The sequence below is a fragment of the Geobacter anodireducens genome (assembly GCA_001628815.1).
In the GTDB taxonomy this organism is placed as follows: Bacteria; Desulfobacterota; Desulfuromonadia; order Geobacterales; family Geobacteraceae; genus Geobacter; species Geobacter anodireducens.
In genome coordinates this window covers 1,917,895-1,936,538 of the sequence record CP014963.1, presented here as the reverse complement: position 1 = coordinate 1,936,538, position 18,644 = coordinate 1,917,895, and the positions used below count along the sequence as shown (strand labels likewise).

The following is an 18,644-nucleotide window of genomic DNA, read 5'->3' as shown; positions in this document are numbered from 1 at the left end:
GCTCTGCTGTGGCCTCACCGCATCGGCACGACAAGGCCGTGGATAGACGCTTTGCAAACGGTTTTCGTGGAGAGATTCGAGCAGTTGCGATTTGTATTGCAGCCCCTTGGAATGTACGGGGTGGGAACCATCGGAGAGATCTGCAGCGGGGGGCGGGAAGGGGGACGGCGACCGTCCCCCTCGTGCCCGATTGTTGATGGACGCTATTCCCGAACGTAGGTGTCCATGTCGGATTCGTGGACCATGGCCATGAGCCGTGCGTACTCGGACTCTATCATTTCGTAATGGTTGCGGGTCTCCCGGGCGTCAGTTCGAACACGGCCCGCACCTGGGGGTCGGCAATACGGGCTGCGGTCTCCCGCAGGGCTTTTTCCAGTCCCAGCTCTTTCTCCATGGCCAATTCCATTGCCTTCTGCTCGGTAAAGTCGGCATCTACGGTCTTTGCCAGGGATGCCATCCAGTCGGAGGCATGGTCGGGGGGAGTGTTCAGAAACGCCTCCAGATCGGGGATGTCGTTTCTCTGGTAGATTTTGTGGAAGTGCCCGGCATGCTCGCGCTCTTCACGGGCAAGAAGCTCGAAAACTCTTACGGCGTCCGGGTTTTTCATCCTGCCGGCACCGAACTGATAGAAATTCATGGCATTTTTTTCTGTCTGAATGGATTTGAAGATGGCCTCCTGAACGTCGATGTCGAACATGTGTTGCCTCCTTGGGGACGATGTGAGTAGCTGCTTCCGGTTAAACCGTAGCGAAGAATGGAGCGATGTCAAATATGGCGGCTGCCGTTGACGGCAAGGATGCGCCCACGCGTATCCACTGCGGCTATTCTACTCTGGTCATTATCAACCGGGTCATGTCTGCCGTGGCCGGGACCGAGTTCTGCCGGGTCGACCGCTGCCTCTGCCCGGCCAAGGGGAAGGGGAGAAACCGGGCGTGCGGGTACAACTCTGAAACGGCCAACTGGTTCTCTCCGGATTTCCGGGGCAGCCGCTCATGCCGGCGGCCTCGTGCGTTGGCGACTCCGCCGTTGACATGCCACGGGGCGCCGGGGTAAAAGGATAGGTCATTTACTCCGAGGAGGTTGCACGCACGCATGAGCACCGACAGCACGAAAATCATCTACACCATGATGAGGGTGTCCAAGTACTACGACAAGAAGCCCGTCATCAAGGACATCTCCCTTTCCTACTTTTATGGGGCAAAGATCGGTGTCCTGGGTCTCAACGGCTCGGGCAAGTCAACGCTACTGCGGATCATGGCCGGGGTTGACAAGGACTTCAACGGCCAGGCCGTGCTTTCGCCCGGTTACACTGTCGGCTATCTGGAGCAGGAGCCCACGCTCGACGAGTCGAAAACCGTCCGTGAAATCGTCGAGGAAGGGTGCCAGGAAACCGTCAATCTCCTGAACGAATTCAACGAAATCACTGCAGCCTTTGCCGATCCCGACGCTGATATGGACAAGCTGCTCGAGCGCCAGGCCGAAGTGCAGGAGAAGCTCGATCATCTGGATGCCTGGGATCTGGACTCACGCCTCGAAATGGCCATGGATGCCCTGCGCTGTCCCCCCGGCGACACGCCGGTGAACGTTCTGTCCGGCGGCGAGAAACGCCGGGTTGCCCTGTGCCGCCTGCTCCTCCAAAAGCCCGACATTCTTTTGCTGGACGAACCAACCAACCACCTGGACGCCGAAACCGTCGCCTGGCTGGAACATCATCTGCAAAGCTACCCCGGGACCATTATCGCAGTCACCCACGACCGGTACTTTCTCGACAACGTGGCCGGCTGGATTCTTGAGCTCGACCGGGGCGAGGGGATACCCTGGAAGGGCAATTACTCCTCGTGGCTTGACCAGAAGCAGAACCGCCTGGCCCAGGAGGAGAAGGCGGAGAGCGAACGCCAGAAGACCCTGCGGCGCGAGCTGGAATGGATCAGGATGAGTCCCAAGGGACGCCACGCAAAAAGCAAGGCGCGCATCAGTTCCTACGAGCAGCTCCTGTCCCAGGAGAGCGAGAGGCGGGCCAAGGACCTGGAAATCTATATCCCGCCCGGTCCCCGGCTCGGCGATATCGTCATCGAGGCGGACAATGTTTCCAAGGCCTACGGGGACCGCCTCCTGGTGGAAGGGATGAGCTTCCGTCTGCCGCCCGGCGGCATTGTCGGTGTCATCGGCCCCAACGGAGCGGGCAAGACGACCCTTTTCCGAATGATCACCGGCCAGGAAGAACCCGATGCCGGCACCATACGCACCGGTGAAACCGTGAAAATCGCCTGTGTGGACCAGAGCCGCGACGCCCTTGATCCGAACAAGAGCATCTGGGAAGAGATCTCCGGCGGTCAGGAAACGCTCCAGCTCGGCAAGGTGAGCGTCAATTCCCGAGCCTATGTCTCGCGCTTCAACTTTTCGGGAAGTGACCAGCAAAAAAAGGTGGGGATGCTCTCAGGCGGCGAGCGGAACCGGGTCCATATCGCAAAAATGCTCAAGGAGGGAGGAAACGTCATCCTTCTGGACGAGCCGACCAACGACCTGGACGTGAACACCATGCGGGCACTGGAGGAGGCGCTGGAAAACTTCGCCGGTTGCGCCGTGGTCATCTCCCACGACCGGTGGTTCCTCGACCGTATCGCCACCCACATCCTCGCCTTCGAAGGGGACAGCCAGGCCATCTGGTTCGACGGGAACTACTCGGAATACGAAGAGGATCGCAAGAAGCGTCTCGGTGCCGCCGCCGACATGCCGCACCGGATCAAATACCGGCAGCTGACGAGGGCATAGGGCCGGCGACAGTAGTTACACGCACAAAGGGCCGACGGGAAACCGCCGGCCCTTTGTGCGTCCTTGCAGCCCGTAGCGGGGGAGCGGGCCACCACTGCTCCCTACGGATAGATGACGATTTTCGTCACGAGCCACTGGGTAATGCTGTTGTACTGGGAAATGGTGAGGACTGCTCCGAAACTGTGCGTGCTGGTATAAGGGCTGGCTTTGGCCGGGACAGCGGCATCGATGGTTCCGGAAAAAATACGCCGGTTCTGGGCATCGGCGCCGGCGATCGTCAACCCGACGTTTTTCTGCGCGCTGGAGGAGTTGTTCAAGAAGTAACGGATGGAAAAGCTCACATGGGTAGAAGTTGTGAAATCCTTGGTCGCGCTGAGCGCTTGAGCCACCGAGATCACATTGGTCGGATCGGCGTCGACCGAACTCACCGTCGAATAGTTCACAAACGGTGCCGCCTTGGTCATGGTCGAGAAGTTGGTTCGCACGCCGCCCACCGTCAGGCGGGTTGTCTTGATGGTCTGGTATGTGGCTGGGGAGGTATGCCGCACGAGCAATGGCTGACCGGCATTGATGGTGCCGGCCGAACTGGTGAAGGAGGTGCCGTTGGTTGAGTATTCACCATCGGTGATGCTTATGGGCGCCGGCGACGTATTGCCCGTAACCGTCCTGCTGTCCGATACAATCACGGTGTTCGGTTCCACATCGAGTTTGGGGTCAAACGTGAAGTCTGTGGCCGTTGAGCTGTTCACAAAAACGGGGGGCTTGCCCATGGTCATGCTGGTAAAGGGGATGTTCTCGTTGGCGATGGTCAGGATCGTCGTCTTGCTGGTGCCGTAGGCGCTTGAGGTGATGTGGCGCACGGTCACGCTCTGGCCCGTTTGCACGTTGCCGCTGGCAGAGGTATAGGGACCGCCGTTGATCGAATATTCTCCATTGGCGATGCTGATGGCCGCTGACCCACCCGTGACGGTGAAAGACTGCGAGACCACCGGAGCATTGCGTTCCGCATCGGTCACTGTGCCTAAATTCTCCTGGTTCGTCCGGGTATCCGGGAACCACTCAAAATCCCCGCACCCGGCAAGGGTGAGAGCAAGCAGCAGAAGCGGCAGTAAGCGCAAGGTCATAGGCCCCCCTTTTTCAAAGGAATAGCACAGCGCGCCGGTAGAGTGGGCGACTCTCAGTTGAACAACCCGGTCAAATCCGAACCATTGAGATGTGATCCTGGATAGAGATAGTAAAGGATCGGTTCCTGTTTCACCATAAAAAACGGACGACCTCGCGGCCGTCCGTATGAATAACTGCCCGTACCCGGTGTGTGGAGGGCAGGAGCTGCTCAAAATCCCGAGATGAGAGTAACGTAGCGTGCTTTGTTGAGGGCGGCGGGGCGCTTTTTTCTTTCAGGCGAAGCCACTGCGTCGACCCATTCTCCGGCCCGGAGAAACGACGTGATGCTTCCCTCCCGGATCAACTGCTTCAGATGTGCTTCCAGTGCAACGGTGATGGTGTCGTCAATACAGCGTACAAGTACAACCATGTGTTCCTCCTTTAGCGTATCGGCTCGAGGGGTAGGTTGATGTCGTGCACTCCATGCGGAGCGTCATCCGGCTTGCATGGTGCTGAACGTTACGTCACCTCCATTTCCCAACTTCATTGAACGACGGAGCTATGTATACATAAAAAGAATTCGGGAGTAAAGGGAAAAATTAGTGCGAATTAACTGTGCATCATGAGTAGCAAGAAGTGTGCGGAAAAGCAGATCTGCCCGGCCCGGACTGCAGGGCGCATGGTCCGGACAGATCTGCTATTGATGAGGATCAGTTCCAGGTTTTCTTGAGAAGGTGGGAAAAAAGCGCCGCCAGTAGGAGTGCCCCGACCACGAGGGCACCAATGAATTTGCGTTGTTGCTTTGCCTGGTCGTATTGTGCCAGGGACTGGTCGATGGCACTGAGTTCAGTGCGGATCCGTCCCGATTCCTGCTCGACGTGGGTAGTGTCGATCTCGTGAAAGAGGCGGCGGAAGGTGTTGCGGAGGGCGAACAGGCTTTTTTCCCTGCTGTCCGTGTCGACTCCTTCCCCTTTGAGCAGGCGGATCTTCGCATCTATGCCCGCAATCATGGCCTCGGTCCGGGTCATGGCATCCTTGATTGCCGCGGCCCGTTCATAGGAATGACACATGCCGCAGCGGTTCTCATTGATGATGTCGAGGGTGGCAGCCGTCACGCTGTGTGAGCCGTGGCAGGTGACACAGGTGGGACCGCCGGTACCGAGCGCTTTGCCGTGGGCACTCTTCAGATAATCTTCCGCGATTCCCACATGGCATCGACCACAGAATGCCGGAGTCTGCTTTTCTGTCGGGGCACCGATGAAACCCCGGGCAGCTCATGGCATTGACCGCATCGCGGGGATCTCCACCGTGACAGTCATGGCACGATATGCCGTTTTCCTCATGGATGCTGCCGCGCCACTGTCCCACCGGCACGCCGCCTTTGCCCGGCTGGCTGCCGTGGCACTGAATGCAGACCGTCTCAAGGGCATGGGCGCACGGTGGTCCCAGGAGCGCAACCAAGAGCGCAAGGATCGAAAGCGTGAAAGGGACTCCGGTTCGTGAACAGAACGCGAATCTCATGAGTAGTGCCCCCAGATGGCCATGGCAAGATAAACGCAGATGCCGCCGATAAAGCAGGCGAGAAAAAGCGGCCGCTTGAGAGGGTGCCGCTCTGCGCTGCGGTCGATAAAGGGGAGCAGGGCCAGAAAGCTCATGGCAGCCCCCTGAACCATGAGGCCGAGCAACTCGTTGGGAAAGACCTTGAGGGTCTGATAGTTTGCCAGGAAGTACCATTCCGGCTTGATGTGGGGCGGGGTCTTGAATGGGTCGGCCGGAATGAAGGCGGTTGGGGGGAAGAACAGGTAGGGGTTGAAGAATACCACCCCGAAGAATATCGCAAGATAGATGAAAATAGAGGTCGCATCCTGTAGCAGGTAGGTGGGGTAGAACGGGATGCCGTCCGGATGGGATTCATGGCGGAACCGGTCCCCGGCCCAGCGGGTGCGCGTATCGGCGAGGCCGAAGGGAGGCGTGGAAACGCCGATCCGCTCAAGCAAAAAGAGGTGTGCTCCGATGAGCGCGGCGATAAGAAGCGGCAACAGCGCCACGTGGACGGCGAAGAATCGGCCGAGGGTCGGCGGTCCGACGAGCTTGCCGCCCCGCAGGAACTCCACCAGGTAGCCGCCGATGACCGGTATGGCGCCGGCGCTGTTGGTGGCCACGGTGGTTGCCCAGAATGAGAGTTGGCTCCAGGGGAGGAGGTAGCCGGTCAGGGATATTCCCAATACCAGGTTGAAAAGGATGAATCCAGTGAGCCAGTTCAACTCCCGCGGCCGCTTGTAGCTCCCCATGAACAGGACCGACAGCATGTGGAGCAGCAGCACCGCCACCATCATGTTTGAGCCGACCGCATGGCACATCCGGATGAGCCACCCGAAAGGAACGTCGTTCATTATGGCGGTGACGCTGCGAAATGCCTTGTCCGCGTCAGGAACGTAGTAGATGAGAAGCAGGATGCCGGTGACCACCTGGATGCCGAAGATTACCAGCAGGACGCTTCCCAGTGAGTACCAGGCATTGATGTTGCGGGGCAGCAGATAGCCGGTCAGGCGTTTCTCAACCAGTTCTGCGATACCGAGGCGCACTTCGAACCATTCTCGGAGTTTGTCCGGCAGCGACATGTGGCCTCCTATCCGATGGTAACGATGCCGTTTTCCACGGCGAGAGGAAGCCGGGCGAGCGGCTTGGGTGGAGGTCCCGAAAGGACTGATCCATCAGCACTGAAACGGCCGCCATGACAGGGGCAGAGAAAGTCCTGCTTCTCCTTTTCCCACTGGACGATGCACCCCAGGTGGGTGCAGACGGCGGACAGGGCCACCAGCCCGCCTGCCCGCGTCTTTACGATGACACCGGTCGTGCCGCGGTAGTCGAAGAATTTTGCCCCATCGGGCGGAATTTCCGTTTCGGGAAAGGTCACTCTGTAGCCGCTGTCGCTCTCTCCCTGAGGGGCGAGATAGCGGAACACGGGATAAGTGGCCGCTGCACCCCCCGCAATGGCGATGGCGCCAAGGCAATATCCGAGAAACGTCCGTCTCGTGCTGGTCTGCATGGAACCTCCATCAGATCGGTTTCGCGCTTTATACTTTAGATCGTGTCCGCAACCAGGGCTCTCACGGCGCGCCTCCCGCGGTCACAGCATGTTGATCCTCGCACCCCTTGCGGCAACCCTGCTGCGCCTGCGGTTGCACTCAAACGGCCCGGCAGCATCTACCTCGCAGCGGGAGCGATTCCATGCAATGAATTAGTTGCGAACAAGCTCTTAGTATAGCGGCTGAGCCCCGCTTTGCAATCGCATGTACCTGCCTGCCCCATGGCGACACGGCTCGGAGAGGTTACATTTCGCTTGATTCTACGCCATGTTTACATGTAATCTTTGAGCGTTTTCACCTATTCGATACTTACAGGAGGATGCGAATGTCGTTCAGCGAGCCGGGCAAGACGAAATTCCAGGTAGACCTACGCCGTCATCTGCGCAATCAGGATATCAGCGATAACCTCGTGCACCTGATCTGCGAGATTGCCGAGGCAAGCAAGTATGTGATCAACGCGGTACGCACCGGTGATCTCGGCGTGGCCGGTACTTCTAACCTCTACGGCGAGGAGCAACTGGCCCTGGATGTGCTTTCGGACCGGATCATCAGAAAACGGCTCATCCATTCGGGGGTTGTCTGCAACATTGCATCCGAGGAGATGGACGAGATCTTCCAGGCCCAGGCCGACGCCGACGGTCTCTACTCGGTGGCGTATGACCCCCTCGACGGCTCGTCGCTCGTTGATGTGAACCTTGCCGTGGGAACCATCGTGTCCATTTACGAAGGGTGCAACCTGCTCCAGAAGGGGCGCAACCAGGTGGCAGCCATGTACATACTCTACGGCCCCCGTGTGTCGCTGGTGTATTCCGTGGGCAAAGGCGTTCACGAGTTCACCATGAACCATCTCATGGAGTACACCCTGAGCCGGGAGAACGTCACCATGAAGCCGGACGGAGACATCTACTCCCCTGGCGGACTGCGCAAAAAATACCTGCCTGAAACGGAAAAATTCGTGCAGCACCTGGAAGGCAAGGGATCCAAGCTTCGCTATTCGGGCGGTTTTGTCCCCGACATCAACCAGGTGCTGATGAAGGGGAAGGGGATTTTCATGTACCCTGCCCTCAACGGTTCGCCCAACGGCAAACTGCGCGTACTGTTCGAGCTGAACCCCATGGCTTACCTTATCGAAAATGCGGGGGGGGCGGCCACTGACGGCAGGACCCCCATACTCGACATCGAGCCGCAATCTCTTGACCAGCGGGCTCCCATCTTCATCGGATGCTCCAATGACGTGGCCACGGCCATGGAGTTCATGGGCGGCTAACCCATGCCGCAGTTTTCAACCAGGAGGGTGATGACCATGGAAGAGAACCAAAAGCAGCCCAGACTCTGCTCGGAAATCCAACTGTTCGACCTCTGCGAGGAGGGTGCCGCCGATGTGTGCGGTCATCGCGATGGACGCTACTGCACCAAGGGGGACCTGCTGGCACGGTTCGAGGCCATTGCGGATGATGACCGCTCGCCCGAGCAGTATTTCGCCGAGGAGCTCGACGATGCTGAAGGGGCCGATGACCTCGGCTATGACGAAGCGTTCGGCGTCGACGAATATGGCGAAGAGGATGAAGAGTAGTGTGCTGGCGCACCTGTATGCAGCAAGAGGGGCCTACCGATATCGGAGGCCCCTTTTTTAATGATATGTGTAACTTATTATGATTGCTGAATATTGCAATTGGATTGTAAATACAAAGCCAATGGTACCTTGCAGTCGTCACGGGAAAGCGTAACCAAATGAGGTTATTGACATGACTTGTAGTTGTTGTGTGGTGGAATCGCCGGGAATTGAATCAATACGCTCAAAATCCGATGATTTCATACAACCGCAATCAGGCTCAGTTGGTTGAGTAATCCGTGTGACGGGCACACCCTCAAAATCAAGTCCAGGCAGTCAGCGGTTGGCGCCCCACGCATGTTTACTGTGACAAGGGGTACAAGGGAGTCTCGACAGTACTGGGCAAAAAGAAAAAGAAGATCACGAAGACCGGCGGATGGAAATGGTGTCGAAGACGTAGCGGCATCGAATCGATCATCGGCCACGCCAAGAAGGATCACCGGATGGATCGCAACTGCCTCAAGGGCAAAGAAGGCGATAGCATCAACGCCCTCCTTGCGGGGTGCGGCTTCACTATCAGAAAGCTCCTCTGGGCTATTCTGCCGGTCTTTGGCGACGAGGTGGCAGAAACCGTTCTACGAAGGCGACTTGCAGCTCTACACCTCGTTCCCGTACCCCGTTGGTTGGGAGATTGGCAGAGTGGTGCGACGTTTACGGTTTCAGAAGTTTACGCGGCACCTGCCATTGCACCGATTGATCGTCGTGATCCTGCGCGGTTTACCTCAAACCTTGCCGCCCTGTTCCTGCAGGACGGCTGCGGGGCTAGAGCCCTTTTTTTTCAAACCAGCGGAACAGCAGCAAAATAAGCACTGACAGAGGAATAATGACCAGCCAGTGGTTGACCCCCAGAACCTGCGGCAACGTGATTTCGCCCAGATTGCCCCACGTCAGCACGGTATCCTTCAGACCCGGGAAGGCCTCGGCATACAGCGCCGCCCCCAGCAGCATGCCGGAGATGCCGAACAGGGCGTCCCAGCGCCCTTCCCCCAAGCACCGGCCGAGGTGCCAGGGCAGTAGCCCAACATCCCCCAGCCCAGGCCGAAGATGATGCCGCCGCCGATGTTGGCGCCCAGGATGGTGGCCTTGATCGATAGCCGGATCACGCCAAGATCCACCAGCAGATGGGTGCCCACCATGGCTACCAGGATGCTGGACAGCATGAACTTGACGATGGTCATGTCCTTCAGCAGCAAGCCGCCCAGTTGTTTGTCGTAGCGCAGCACCCGTCCTTTCTGAAGCAAAAAGCCGAACAGCAGGCCGGTAATCAGGCCGTAGAGTAAGTCGTTCATTGGTCACCTCCACCGTACAGCAACCGCGCCATAATGATGCCGCCGATGAAGAAAAAGGCCAGTGAGATGTAGCCGCTTATTGCTAGCTGGAGCGAACCGCTCAGCCCATGGCCGCTCGGTCAGCCATCGGCCAGGCGGGCGCCGAACATGGCGACCGTCCCTCCCAAAAAGGCGACGACCCCCCGTTTGAGGGCGCTTGGCCCGAACCTGCGCTCCCAGAGTGGCGGAACCCCCCGGTAGCGGAACGACGCGTCTCCGATGGAAGCGATCAACGATCCGATAAAGATGCCGACCACAAACAGGGTTTGCCAATCGACTTTGGGAACCACTTTGTGAAAGTACTCCATCTGCGCCACCCGTTCCGGGCTGATCACTTGTTCAATAAGACCGACGGTACGGACAAAGGTACTTGAGGCGCCGAACAGCCTGCCGGCAAACCAGGCCGAGCCGATGCTTACCACCCCCGCCAACGCTCCTGCCAGATAGGGGCTCCAGGGTCTTCCGTCATTGGCCACGATGTCCCTCCTTCGCGTTATTTCATTAGAAATTTTAATGTTTGAGTGTGTGTCAGTATAGCAGAAGAAAGGCACAGTGCAACCGGCCGGAGAAGGGGAACGTAAAGGGGACACCCATAATTCGCAAGGTGAATTTCTCTGATATGCAAGATCGGCAACGGTCCGCTGCAAGGGAGAGTTTCTCATGCCGAGGACTTTGCGCCGCGCTGCCCGCTGCCGTGCTGCCGCGAAAGGGCGAGGGAGGTGTTGGTGACGATTGCTTCGGGTTTTTCAGGAAGGTTTTTGAGCAGGAGCTTGACACCCTGTGCCGGAAGAGCAGGGAGCATTGATCCGGCTGGCCCTTGAGCGATGCGGCAACAATCGGGTAGTGGCGGCCCGACTGCTCGGCATCAGCGGCAATACCCTGCGCGACAGGTTGGCCCGCTCGGAAGTGCGGTAGCCGGTGCCCCGTGCGGTTGGTTGTGAATCGTACTTGCGGTCCGCCGCCTTAAAGGGAGCCCTGTTACGGATTCCGGGATGATCTGGGCAGAGCGTACCGGGCATCCCCTAGTCCAGAAACTGCCGCTTGCCCGCTTTTTCCCATTCTTCCTTTGGAATGGACAGGAACGTCGCGGCAATCGAGGGATCGAACTGGCTGCCGATGCAGCGCTCCACTTCGGCCAGCACTGCGGCAAACGGCAGAGCTTTGCGGTAGGGCCTGTCCGACGTCATGGCGTCAAGGGTGTCTACCAGAGAGAATATCCGGGCACCGAGCGGGATTTCGCTTCCCCGTAGCCCCTTGGGGTAACCGGTTCCGTCGTAGCGCTCGTGATGGGCGTAGACCACCTCCGCCGGAGCCTTGAGGAACTTGATCCCGGAGAGGATGTCATATCCCATCTGCGGGTGCTGTTTCATGTGGCGCCATTCAGCCTCGTCGAGCTTTGTCGGCTTGAGCAGTATGTTGTCGGAAACACCGATCTTGCCGATGTCGTGCAGGAGCGCGCCCCGGGCCATGATCGCCACCTCTGCCGCACGAATCCCTATGGTTTCCGCGAGGAGAGTCGTGTAGTTCATGACTCGTTCCGAGTGGGATCCGGTTTCCTTTTCGCGGGCATCCAGCGCACGCACGAGCGTTGTGAGCGTGTGGTCGTAGGTGAGGTTGAGCTCCTCCATGGCCGAGCGGATTTGCCCCGTCTGCTCCAGGACCTTTTTCTCAAGGTTTGCCTGGTACTCCCGGTTCTCGATCAGCAGTCGCTGTTTTTCCAGTGAGTTTTTGATGGTGAGCAGAACCCGCTCGATGTCGAAGGGTTTCAGGATGTAGTCATCGGCGCCAAGATGAATGCAGCGCATGGCCGTTTCCATGTCGCTGATGGCGGTTACCATCAGTACGACCGTGTCAGCGCTGATCTTCTTTATTTCCTTGAGCAAATCGACCCCGGATGTGCCAGGCATCATGATGTCCAACAGGGCGAGTTCCACCCGGTTGTTCAGCAGCACCTCCCGTGCCTCTTCGGCACTTCCGGCTTGGAAGCAGTTATAGTCCTCGCGGGACAGCGCCGTCACCAGCAGATCCCTGATCATCTCCTCATCGTCGACCGTCAGGATTGTGGCTTTCATGTGGTTTTCCTCCTGTACGCCGGTATGATCACGATACCGTGCCGAGCAGTTCGCGGACCTTGCCGGCCAGCGCATCCGGGGTGAACGGCTTCATAATGAAGGATGTGTGTTCATCCGATGCCTCGCTCGGGATTGCGGTGTCATCAGTATACCCCGACATGAACAATATTTTGAGGTCTTCTCGCTGTTCCCTGAGATTGTCTGCCAGGAGGGGGCCGCTCATTCCCGGCATGATCACGTCGGTCACAAGGAGACAGATCCGTTCCCGGTCGCGGCTGAATATCTCCATGGCTTCGGCGGGGGACGCCGTACTGAACACCCGGTAGCCACGGGCAGAGAGGGTGTGTACCACGAGATTGAGGACCCCCTCCTCATCTTCGACCACAAGCACGGTTTCCGACCCCAATGTCTCAGGCGCATCGTCCAGCAGGTCGTCCCCCTCGTTTTTGCCTTGGACGCGAGGCAGGAAAACCCGGAACGACGATCCTTTGCCCGGCTGACTCAACACCTGGATGTATCCGTCGCTTTGCTTAACGATGCCGTAGACCGTGGCGAGGCCCAAGCCGGTTCCCTTGCCCTGCGCCTTGGTGGTGAAGAACGGCTCGAAAACCTTGCGGCGCACTTCCTCCGACATGCCGACGCCGGTATCTGTTACGGCAAGCATGACGTAGCACCCCGGTACCGCCCCGGGGTTGTTCATGGCGAACGTGCCGTCCAGTTCCTCGTTCGCTGTTTCTATGGTGAGGATGCCACCCTCCTCCATGGCGTCGCGGGCATTGACCACGAGGTTCATGATGATCTGTTCTACCTGGCCCGGGTCCGCCTTTACGGTGCCAAGCTGTTCGGCGAGGCGGGCCGTGAGGAGGATATTCTCTCGTATGAGCCGCTTCAGCATCTTTTCGACATTTTTCACGAGGTGGTTGATGTCGATGTGCTTGGGCTCCAGGATTTGGCGCCGACTGAAGGCAAGGAGCTGATGCGTGAGGTCCGCCGCCCGTTCGCCGGCCTGCAGGATATGCTCGACCTCTCCCCTGAACGGCGAGTCGTTGGGCATTTCATGGATCAGCAGGGTACTGTAGCCGTTGATGACGGTCAGCAGGTTGTTGAAGTCATGGGCAATGCCCCCGGCGAGCTGGCCGATGGCCTCCATTTTTTGAGCCTGGCGAAGCTGGTCCATGGCCTTTTTGTGCTCGATCTCGGCCCTGGCGCTGTGCAGTGCAAGCGCTGCAGTCTGAGCAAATGCCTCGATTTCCCGGCGCTCCATTTCAGTAAAGCCATCCGGCCGGTCAGTGAGCCCGATCATGCCGACGACCCGGCTGCCCACCTTGAGCGGGGTGCCGAGAAACGAATTGATCCGGCCGAAGTTTCCGCTGTCGCGGCAAATGAGGTGATCCAGGGTCGCGGGATTGTTGGTGAGAACGGTCGCGCCGGCCCTGACCGGCTCAAACATGAGGCCGTCGCCGGGGGCGACGAGAAAAAAACCTTCCCGCTCGATATGTCCCTTTACCTGGGCGCAGAGGCCTCCGGCAGCCATGGCCGTCCTGGACGACACGGCGAGGATCCGCGCATCGCCACCGAATACCAGTTCATACAAAAAGCCGAAGGACGCATTCGTGATTTCGACGCAGCGGTCAACCAGTATCTGGGCCATCTTGCTGATGTTCTCGGTTTCCAGAAAGCAAAGGCTCGCAGATGCCATGGCCTCGGAGAGCTTCCAACTGCGGCGCTCCGCTTCTTTTATCCTGCGCTGTTCAGTGATGTCTTCCTTGACCCCGACGAAATGGGTTATCGTTCCGGTTTCGTCTTTTATGGCGGAAATGGATGCCCGTTCCCAGAAAAGCTGGCTGTTTTTCTTTTTATTGAGGAATTCGCCATGCCATTCATGCCCCGCTGTGATGGCCTCCCAGAGGCGTTGATATTCCTCGGCCGGAGTTTCTCCCGATTTAAGGATGCGGGGATTCTGGCCAATGGCCTCATGGGATTCGTATCCGGTCAGTTTGCTGAATTTCGGGTTAACATATTCGATGGTGCCTTCCCGGTCGGTAATGACAATCGAAACAGGGCTCTGCTCAACGGCGTGGTAAAGTTTGCGGAGTTCTTCTTCTGCCCTCTTTTTCTGCCGACGGACCGATAATTCATTCATTTCCCGGCGGATGGCCGGCACCAGGCGGGCAAGATTATCCTTCAGTATGTAGTCGCTTGCCCCGGCGCGCATGGTCTCAACCGCAGCATCTTCACCCAGTTTGCCGGAGACGATGATGATCGGGATGTCCTTGTTGAGCTTCTTCAGCAGGGCGATGGCATCGAGTCCACTGAACTGGGGCATGAAATAATCTGAGACTATCAGGTCCCATGGCTCGGCCTCAAGGACGGCGCTCATGCCGCCGGGGGTGTCCACGCGCACGAAATCAGTCGCAAAACCGCGATTAAGTTCCCTGAGGATCAGTTCGGCGTCAAGGGAAGAGTCATCAACAATCACCACGCGCAGGGGTGGCAACTCCATAATTCGTGCTCCGTTTCGGTAAACAGTCCCGGAATGGACTGTTTCTTAATGTCTCATCGGCAAAAAACGGGATACGTTTAGCACTGTCGGTCCCTTTGCATGGCCCGGTAGCTGGTTATATGGCAGGACAGTGAAAGGGGGGGCTGCATGAGACTGATTCATGCAGGCAGCATGCAGCTTTTTTTGAACTTGTTTTCATACATCCTGTGGTCGGCAAGCCTGAGCGTTTCTTCGAGGCGGTCTCCCTTGCTGGCCGTTGCAGCGCCGAATGAGATACTGAGGGCGACAGGATGGTTCTCTGTCTGGCCCTGCTCTATTTTGCCGACCACTCTCCGCAGCGCTTCCTGCACTACATCGGCGTCTGCGGAGGGGAGGAGAACGGCGAATTCATCTCCTCCTATCCTTGCCACCACATCCTCGGCACGGAAGGCGCCTTTGAGCACCAAGGCGGCCCGAATCAGCAATTCATCCCCTGCAGCGTGTCCCTGGCTGTCGTTGACGAATTTCAGACGATCCACGTCGAATACGACCACGCTGACCGGGAACTGCCGCCCCTGCTCGAGCCGCTCCATCTCTTCCTGAAAATAGGCCCGGTTGTAGAGCCCCGTCAGCGGGTCGTGGGTACTCATGTACCGCAGCCTCTCCTCGGTCTGCTTCCTTTCGGTGATATCGAGGATGGTTCCAACGAGACCGCCGATTTTTTTTTCAGTTGTGGTGAACGTGGCCTTATAGAAGATCACGTCATGGAGCGCGCCGTCGGCAAAGGAAATGGCGCTCTCGTAGATCTGGATGCCGCCGTGCTCGAACAGTTCCTTGTCCGCACTGTCAGTGTGCTTTGCAAGTGAGGGCGGCATCAGGCTATAGATTGTCTTCCCGATGATTTCGTCCTGAGTGTGCCCTGAAAATGTCTCGAACGCCTTGTTGCAGCCAAGAAAAATTCCCGAGGTATCCATGAAATAGATCGGAGCGGGAATGGCGTCGATGAGTGCCTGCCGGAAGTGGAGCTGTTCGCGGAGTTCGTGGTCGGTCCGACGTTGTTCCTCCCGGATCACGGCTTCGCGGAGTTCCCGGCGGATAGCGGGAATCAGGCGGGTGTAATCGCCCTTCATGATGTAGTCGTGGGCGCCCGCTTTCATTGCTTTGACCGCTTCAAATTCGCCGATTTTGCCCGAGACGATGATAAAGGGGATATCCAGGTTCATGTCCTGAATAAGGGTCAAGGCTGCCAAGGCATCGAACTGGGGCATGAAATAATCCGACAGCGCAATGTCCCATCTTTTGTCGTGAAGATTGGCGCGGAGCGACTCTTCCGAATCAACCCGCTCGGTGACGATATCAAACTCGCGCTTGAGAGCCCTCACGAGCAAGAAATAATCGTCTTCCGAGTCTTCAATGATGAGTACGCGAAGTGGAGGTGACAAGAATAGCTCCACGGTGCCGGGCTTCGGCACTGGCGACACGCTGCAAACGTCTTCTGATATCCCGGACATTGTCTCTATGTATATAGTAATAACATCCCGATGCCAATTGGCAAATTGGGGAAGCTGTGCTATAAGGTGCCCAAATTACCTAAAACTTTCAGGGGGGTAGCCCATGTTGCGTGCAATGGATCTCGCCTGGCACCTGAATTCCGGGATGAATGGCGCAGCAACTGCGTGGACAGCAGCGGCGCTTGCCGTTGCCTGGCCTGTCTCTCTCCCCGCGCACCCTCTCGGCGCGGCGCGGTACTGACGATTGGCCTGCCAAGTGCGTCAGCACCCCTTTCTCATTCCGCTGCTCGGCCTGATGGGGGGGCTTTGCGCCACGCACCATTTTGACCTGACGCTCCCTTACTGGCTTGCCTGGCTGTGCCTGGCAGGCTCATCGGCGCTCATTTTCTTCAGGAGCGCAGTTCCTCTGGCCATTGCTGTTGGGCTCACCTTTTTCGCCTGGGGAGCCTCGTCTCTTGCCCCTTTTCTCCACCCGGAGCTGTTGTCGACCCATATAGTCAGATCAGCCGGCCGCGGAGCGGTAATCATCGAAGGCATTGTCGATTCGCGGCCCGACATCCGCCCCGGTGAGGGGAAATTCCGTCTTGCCGCCGAATCCGTCATGGCTGACGGTTCGGCACGGCCCGCCAGCGGACGGCTCATGGTCTATGTGAAGGAAGGGATGGTACCATTTCTCACCGGTGATCGGGTTCGGTTCAGGGCCACGGTTGCGGAGCCCTTCAATTACGGCATTCCGGGCGAATACGACTATCGGCGTCATCTGGCGTATCGGGACATCCATGCCACGGCGTTTGTCAGGCATGCCGATGATATTCTGCTGATGCGACAGGCCGTGGCCTTTCCGGTGCAACGTTTTTTCGACCGATCGGCAGCCATGCTCGGCGATGTCATCGGCCGGTATTCCCCCCGCGAGGGAGGCGTACTCAGGGCACTCCTGCTGGGGGAGCGGGGATTCGTCTCCAAAGAGCTGGAAGAGGCCTACACGCGGGCCGGTGTGAATCATATCCTCTCGATCTCCGGCTTCCACGTGGGGATTATTGCTCTGGTCATCTACCGGTCCCTGCTCATGCTGCTCAGTCGCTTCGAGCGCCTCGCCCTGCATCTCAACCTGCGCCGGACAGCACTGCTGGCAACACTGCCTCCGGTCACCTTCTACCTGTTTCTCTCCGGTGCCGCCCCAGCCACGGTCCGCTCGGTGCTGATGATAGCCGTTGTCACCGTGGCTCTCTGGCTGGAACGCGAAACAGACCCGGCCAACGTATTGATCATGGCGGCCCTGGCGATGCTCGCTGCCAATCCCCCGTCGCTGTTCGATATTTCCTTCCAGTTGTCGTTTCTCGCCCTGTGGGGACTTGTAGTCCTGACGCCCGTTTTCATTCATCCGTTGCGCACGCTGGATAACAGAGCCGTAAAGAACGTCATCCTCCTGCTGGCCGCTTCGGCTGCGGCGACCCTCGCAACGATCCTTCCCGTGGGATATGCCTTTCATCGGGCTTCTGCGGCGGGAATTATCAGCAACGTTTTCATCGTCCCGCTGATGGGGTACGGAGCGGTGGTGGCCGGATTCGCCGCGCTGCCGCTCATTGCGGTTGCCCCGGCTGCGGCCGGACCGCTCATTACGGCGGCGTCCTGGCTCGTAGCGCTTTCCAACCGGATCATAGATCTTCTGGCACGGATTCCCCCGCTCCCCCTTCACAGCGTCACCAGGACTGATCTGCTCGTGTCATTCCTCCTGCTGCTGGGATTGACTCTGCTGCCCGGCCGGCGGGCGCGGATGCTGACCGCAGGAATCGCCGCCGTGGTGCTTTCAACCCTTCATTTGCCTGCCGTGGCGGGAGGCGATGCCATGCTTGTGCTTACCTTTCTGAGCGTGGGGCAGGGGGAGTCGACGCTCGTTTCGCTTCCCCACGGCAAGACCATGCTGGTGGACGGGGGCGGAGCCCTTCATGGAGGCGGCACCGATGTGGGGGAACGGCTCCTTGTCCCTGCTCTCCGGAGCATGGGGGTGGAGTCCATCGATTACCTTGTCCTGACCCACCCTCACCCCGACCACCTGGAAGGCCTCATCTATCTGGCAGCGGCAATGCCTGTGGGCGAGTTCTGGGAAACGGGGCTGCCGACGGAAAGTGCGTCCCTGGCAGAGTTGCGGGATCGACTGGCCCAACGGGGAGTTCCCGTCAAGCACCTGTCCGCCGCAACATCGCCGTTCACCGTGGGTGGAGCTCGGGTCGAGCCGCTCTGGCCGCCCGGGAACGGAACGGGGACGGGGGGCGACAACGATGATTCGCTGGTCTTCAGACTCGTCCATGGCGACACATCCATCCTGTTTACCGGCGACATCGGCGCACCGGCCGAAGGCATCCTGGCGAACGATCCGGCGCGTCTGCGCTGCACGGTGCTGAAGGTGCCGCACCATGGAAGCCGTTATTCGTCATCACCTTCCTTTCTCGACGCAGCATCGCCTCACGTGGCCCTGATTTCCGCCGGGCGCAGGAACAGCTTCGGCCTGCCGGCTCCGGAAACGCTCGGCCGCCTGGAGACACGCGGGATCGATGTCTATCGCACTGACCGGGATGGGACGGTGCAGGTTATCTGCACCGGGAAAACGTGGGACGTGGGTACCTTCGCGAACGGGCATTTTCGTTGACAAGTGGACCGCATTATCTGATAGTCT

The 18,644-nt window shown here is 58.5% G+C and carries 12 protein-coding genes and 4 pseudogenes; 5 read left to right on the top strand and 11 right to left on the bottom strand.

Features of this window, described 5'->3' with window-relative positions; translation table 11 throughout:
- Positions 1-203: 203 nt before the first annotated feature.
- Positions 204-697 (bottom strand): annotated as a pseudogene (locus A2G06_08815) (ferritin).
- 74 nt (positions 698-771) lie between these two features.
- On the opposite strand from A2G06_08815, the gene A2G06_08810 reads away from it, so the two are divergent.
- Both A2G06_08810 and A2G06_08805 read left to right on the top strand, forming a co-directional pair.
- Positions 772-1,053, top strand: coding sequence for a hypothetical protein (locus tag A2G06_08810; protein ANA40378.1), 282 nt, complete (start codon positions 772-774; stop codon positions 1,051-1,053).
- A gap of 39 nt (positions 1,054-1,092) precedes the next feature.
- Positions 1,093-2,772 carry an energy-dependent translational throttle protein EttA gene (locus tag A2G06_08805; protein ID ANA40377.1) on the top strand — a complete coding sequence of 560 codons (1,680 nt, stop codon included), beginning with the start codon at positions 1,093-1,095 and terminating at the stop codon, positions 2,770-2,772.
- 101 nt (positions 2,773-2,873) lie between these two features.
- Here the strand turns inward: A2G06_08805 and A2G06_08800 are convergent, their stop codons facing one another.
- The 5 genes and pseudogenes from A2G06_08800 to A2G06_08780 form a co-directional block, all read right to left on the bottom strand.
- Complete coding sequence (locus A2G06_08800) at positions 2,874-3,896, bottom strand: hypothetical protein (GenBank protein ID ANA40376.1); 1,023 nt, start codon at positions 3,894-3,896, stop codon at positions 2,874-2,876.
- Between the two features lie 209 nt (positions 3,897-4,105).
- Positions 4,106-4,306 carry a hypothetical protein gene (locus A2G06_08795; protein ID ANA40375.1) on the bottom strand — a complete coding sequence of 67 codons (201 nt, stop codon included), beginning with the start codon at positions 4,304-4,306 and terminating at the stop codon, positions 4,106-4,108.
- 280 nt (positions 4,307-4,586) lie between these two features.
- A pseudogene (locus A2G06_08790) lies at positions 4,587-5,397 on the bottom strand (cytochrome C).
- Positions 5,394-6,497 (bottom strand): cytochrome B6, encoded by a 1,104-nt coding sequence (locus A2G06_08785; protein ID ANA40374.1) that lies wholly within the window; start codon positions 6,495-6,497, stop codon positions 5,394-5,396. Before A2G06_08785 ends, A2G06_08790 begins: the two are co-directional and overlap by 4 nt.
- An 8-nt stretch (positions 6,498-6,505) precedes the next feature.
- Entirely contained in the window at positions 6,506-6,925 is a 420-nt protein-coding gene (locus A2G06_08780) for a cytochrome B6 (GenBank protein ID ANA40373.1), read from the bottom strand.
- Between the two features lie 365 nt (positions 6,926-7,290).
- Between A2G06_08780 and A2G06_08775 the strand changes: the two genes are divergently transcribed.
- Complete coding sequence (locus tag A2G06_08775) at positions 7,291-8,232, top strand: fructose 1,6-bisphosphatase (protein ID ANA40372.1); 942 nt, start codon at positions 7,291-7,293, stop codon at positions 8,230-8,232.
- A 36-nt stretch (positions 8,233-8,268) separates the two neighbouring features.
- On the top strand, positions 8,269-8,538 hold the full coding sequence (locus A2G06_08770) for a hypothetical protein (protein ANA41639.1): 270 nt from the start codon (positions 8,269-8,271) through the stop codon (positions 8,536-8,538).
- 801 nt (positions 8,539-9,339) lie between these two features.
- On the opposite strand, the pseudogene A2G06_08765 reads toward A2G06_08770, so the two are convergent.
- From A2G06_08765 to A2G06_08745, 5 genes and pseudogenes are all read right to left on the bottom strand, one after another.
- Positions 9,340-9,866: pseudogene (locus A2G06_08765) on the bottom strand (YeeE/YedE family protein).
- Positions 9,863-10,381, bottom strand: a pseudogene (locus A2G06_08760) (YeeE/YedE family protein). The pseudogenes A2G06_08765 and A2G06_08760 overlap by 4 nt, the downstream one beginning before the upstream one ends.
- A gap of 546 nt (positions 10,382-10,927) precedes the next feature.
- Positions 10,928-11,977: a two-component system response regulator gene (locus tag A2G06_08755; GenBank protein ANA40371.1), complete on the bottom strand. Its 1,050-nt coding sequence runs from the start codon at positions 11,975-11,977 to the stop codon at positions 10,928-10,930.
- A gap of 28 nt (positions 11,978-12,005) precedes the next feature.
- Positions 12,006-14,480, bottom strand: coding sequence for a hybrid sensor histidine kinase/response regulator (locus A2G06_08750; protein ANA40370.1), 2,475 nt, complete (start codon positions 14,478-14,480; stop codon positions 12,006-12,008).
- A 158-nt stretch (positions 14,481-14,638) separates the two neighbouring features.
- Positions 14,639-15,901, bottom strand: a complete 1,263-nt coding sequence (locus tag A2G06_08745) for a diguanylate cyclase (GenBank protein ANA40369.1) — start codon at positions 15,899-15,901, stop codon at positions 14,639-14,641.
- A 325-nt stretch (positions 15,902-16,226) separates the two neighbouring features.
- Here A2G06_08745 and A2G06_08740 point away from each other — a divergent pair, with 325 nt between their 5' ends.
- The gene (locus A2G06_08740) at positions 16,227-18,617 is read left to right on the top strand and encodes a competence protein ComEC (protein ID ANA40368.1); all 2,391 of its coding nucleotides are present in this window, start codon (positions 16,227-16,229) and stop codon (positions 18,615-18,617) included.
- The last annotated feature ends 27 nt before the right edge of the window (positions 18,618-18,644 follow it).

Excerpts from the sequence above, each read along its gene's own strand:
- A2G06_08805 (ANA40377.1), top strand. The coding sequence starts at position 1,093 with ATGAGCACCGACAGCACGAAAATCATCTACACCATGATGAGGGTGTCC.
- A2G06_08785 (ANA40374.1), bottom strand. The coding sequence starts at position 6,497 with ATGTCGCTGCCGGACAAACTCCGAGAATGGTTCGAAGTGCGCCTCGGT.
- A2G06_08810 (ANA40378.1), top strand. The coding sequence starts at position 772 with ATGGCGGCTGCCGTTGACGGCAAGGATGCGCCCACGCGTATCCACTGC.
- A2G06_08750 (ANA40370.1), bottom strand. The coding sequence starts at position 14,480 with ATGGAGTTGCCACCCCTGCGCGTGGTGATTGTTGATGACTCTTCCCTT.
- A2G06_08755 (ANA40371.1), bottom strand. The coding sequence starts at position 11,977 with ATGAAAGCCACAATCCTGACGGTCGACGATGAGGAGATGATCAGGGAT.
- A2G06_08795 (ANA40375.1), bottom strand. The coding sequence starts at position 4,306 with ATGGTTGTACTTGTACGCTGTATTGACGACACCATCACCGTTGCACTG.
- A2G06_08775 (ANA40372.1), top strand. The coding sequence starts at position 7,291 with ATGTCGTTCAGCGAGCCGGGCAAGACGAAATTCCAGGTAGACCTACGC.
- A2G06_08770 (ANA41639.1), top strand. The coding sequence starts at position 8,269 with ATGGAAGAGAACCAAAAGCAGCCCAGACTCTGCTCGGAAATCCAACTG.
- A2G06_08800 (ANA40376.1), bottom strand. The coding sequence starts at position 3,896 with ATGACCTTGCGCTTACTGCCGCTTCTGCTGCTTGCTCTCACCCTTGCC.
- A2G06_08780 (ANA40373.1), bottom strand. The coding sequence starts at position 6,925 with ATGCAGACCAGCACGAGACGGACGTTTCTCGGATATTGCCTTGGCGCC.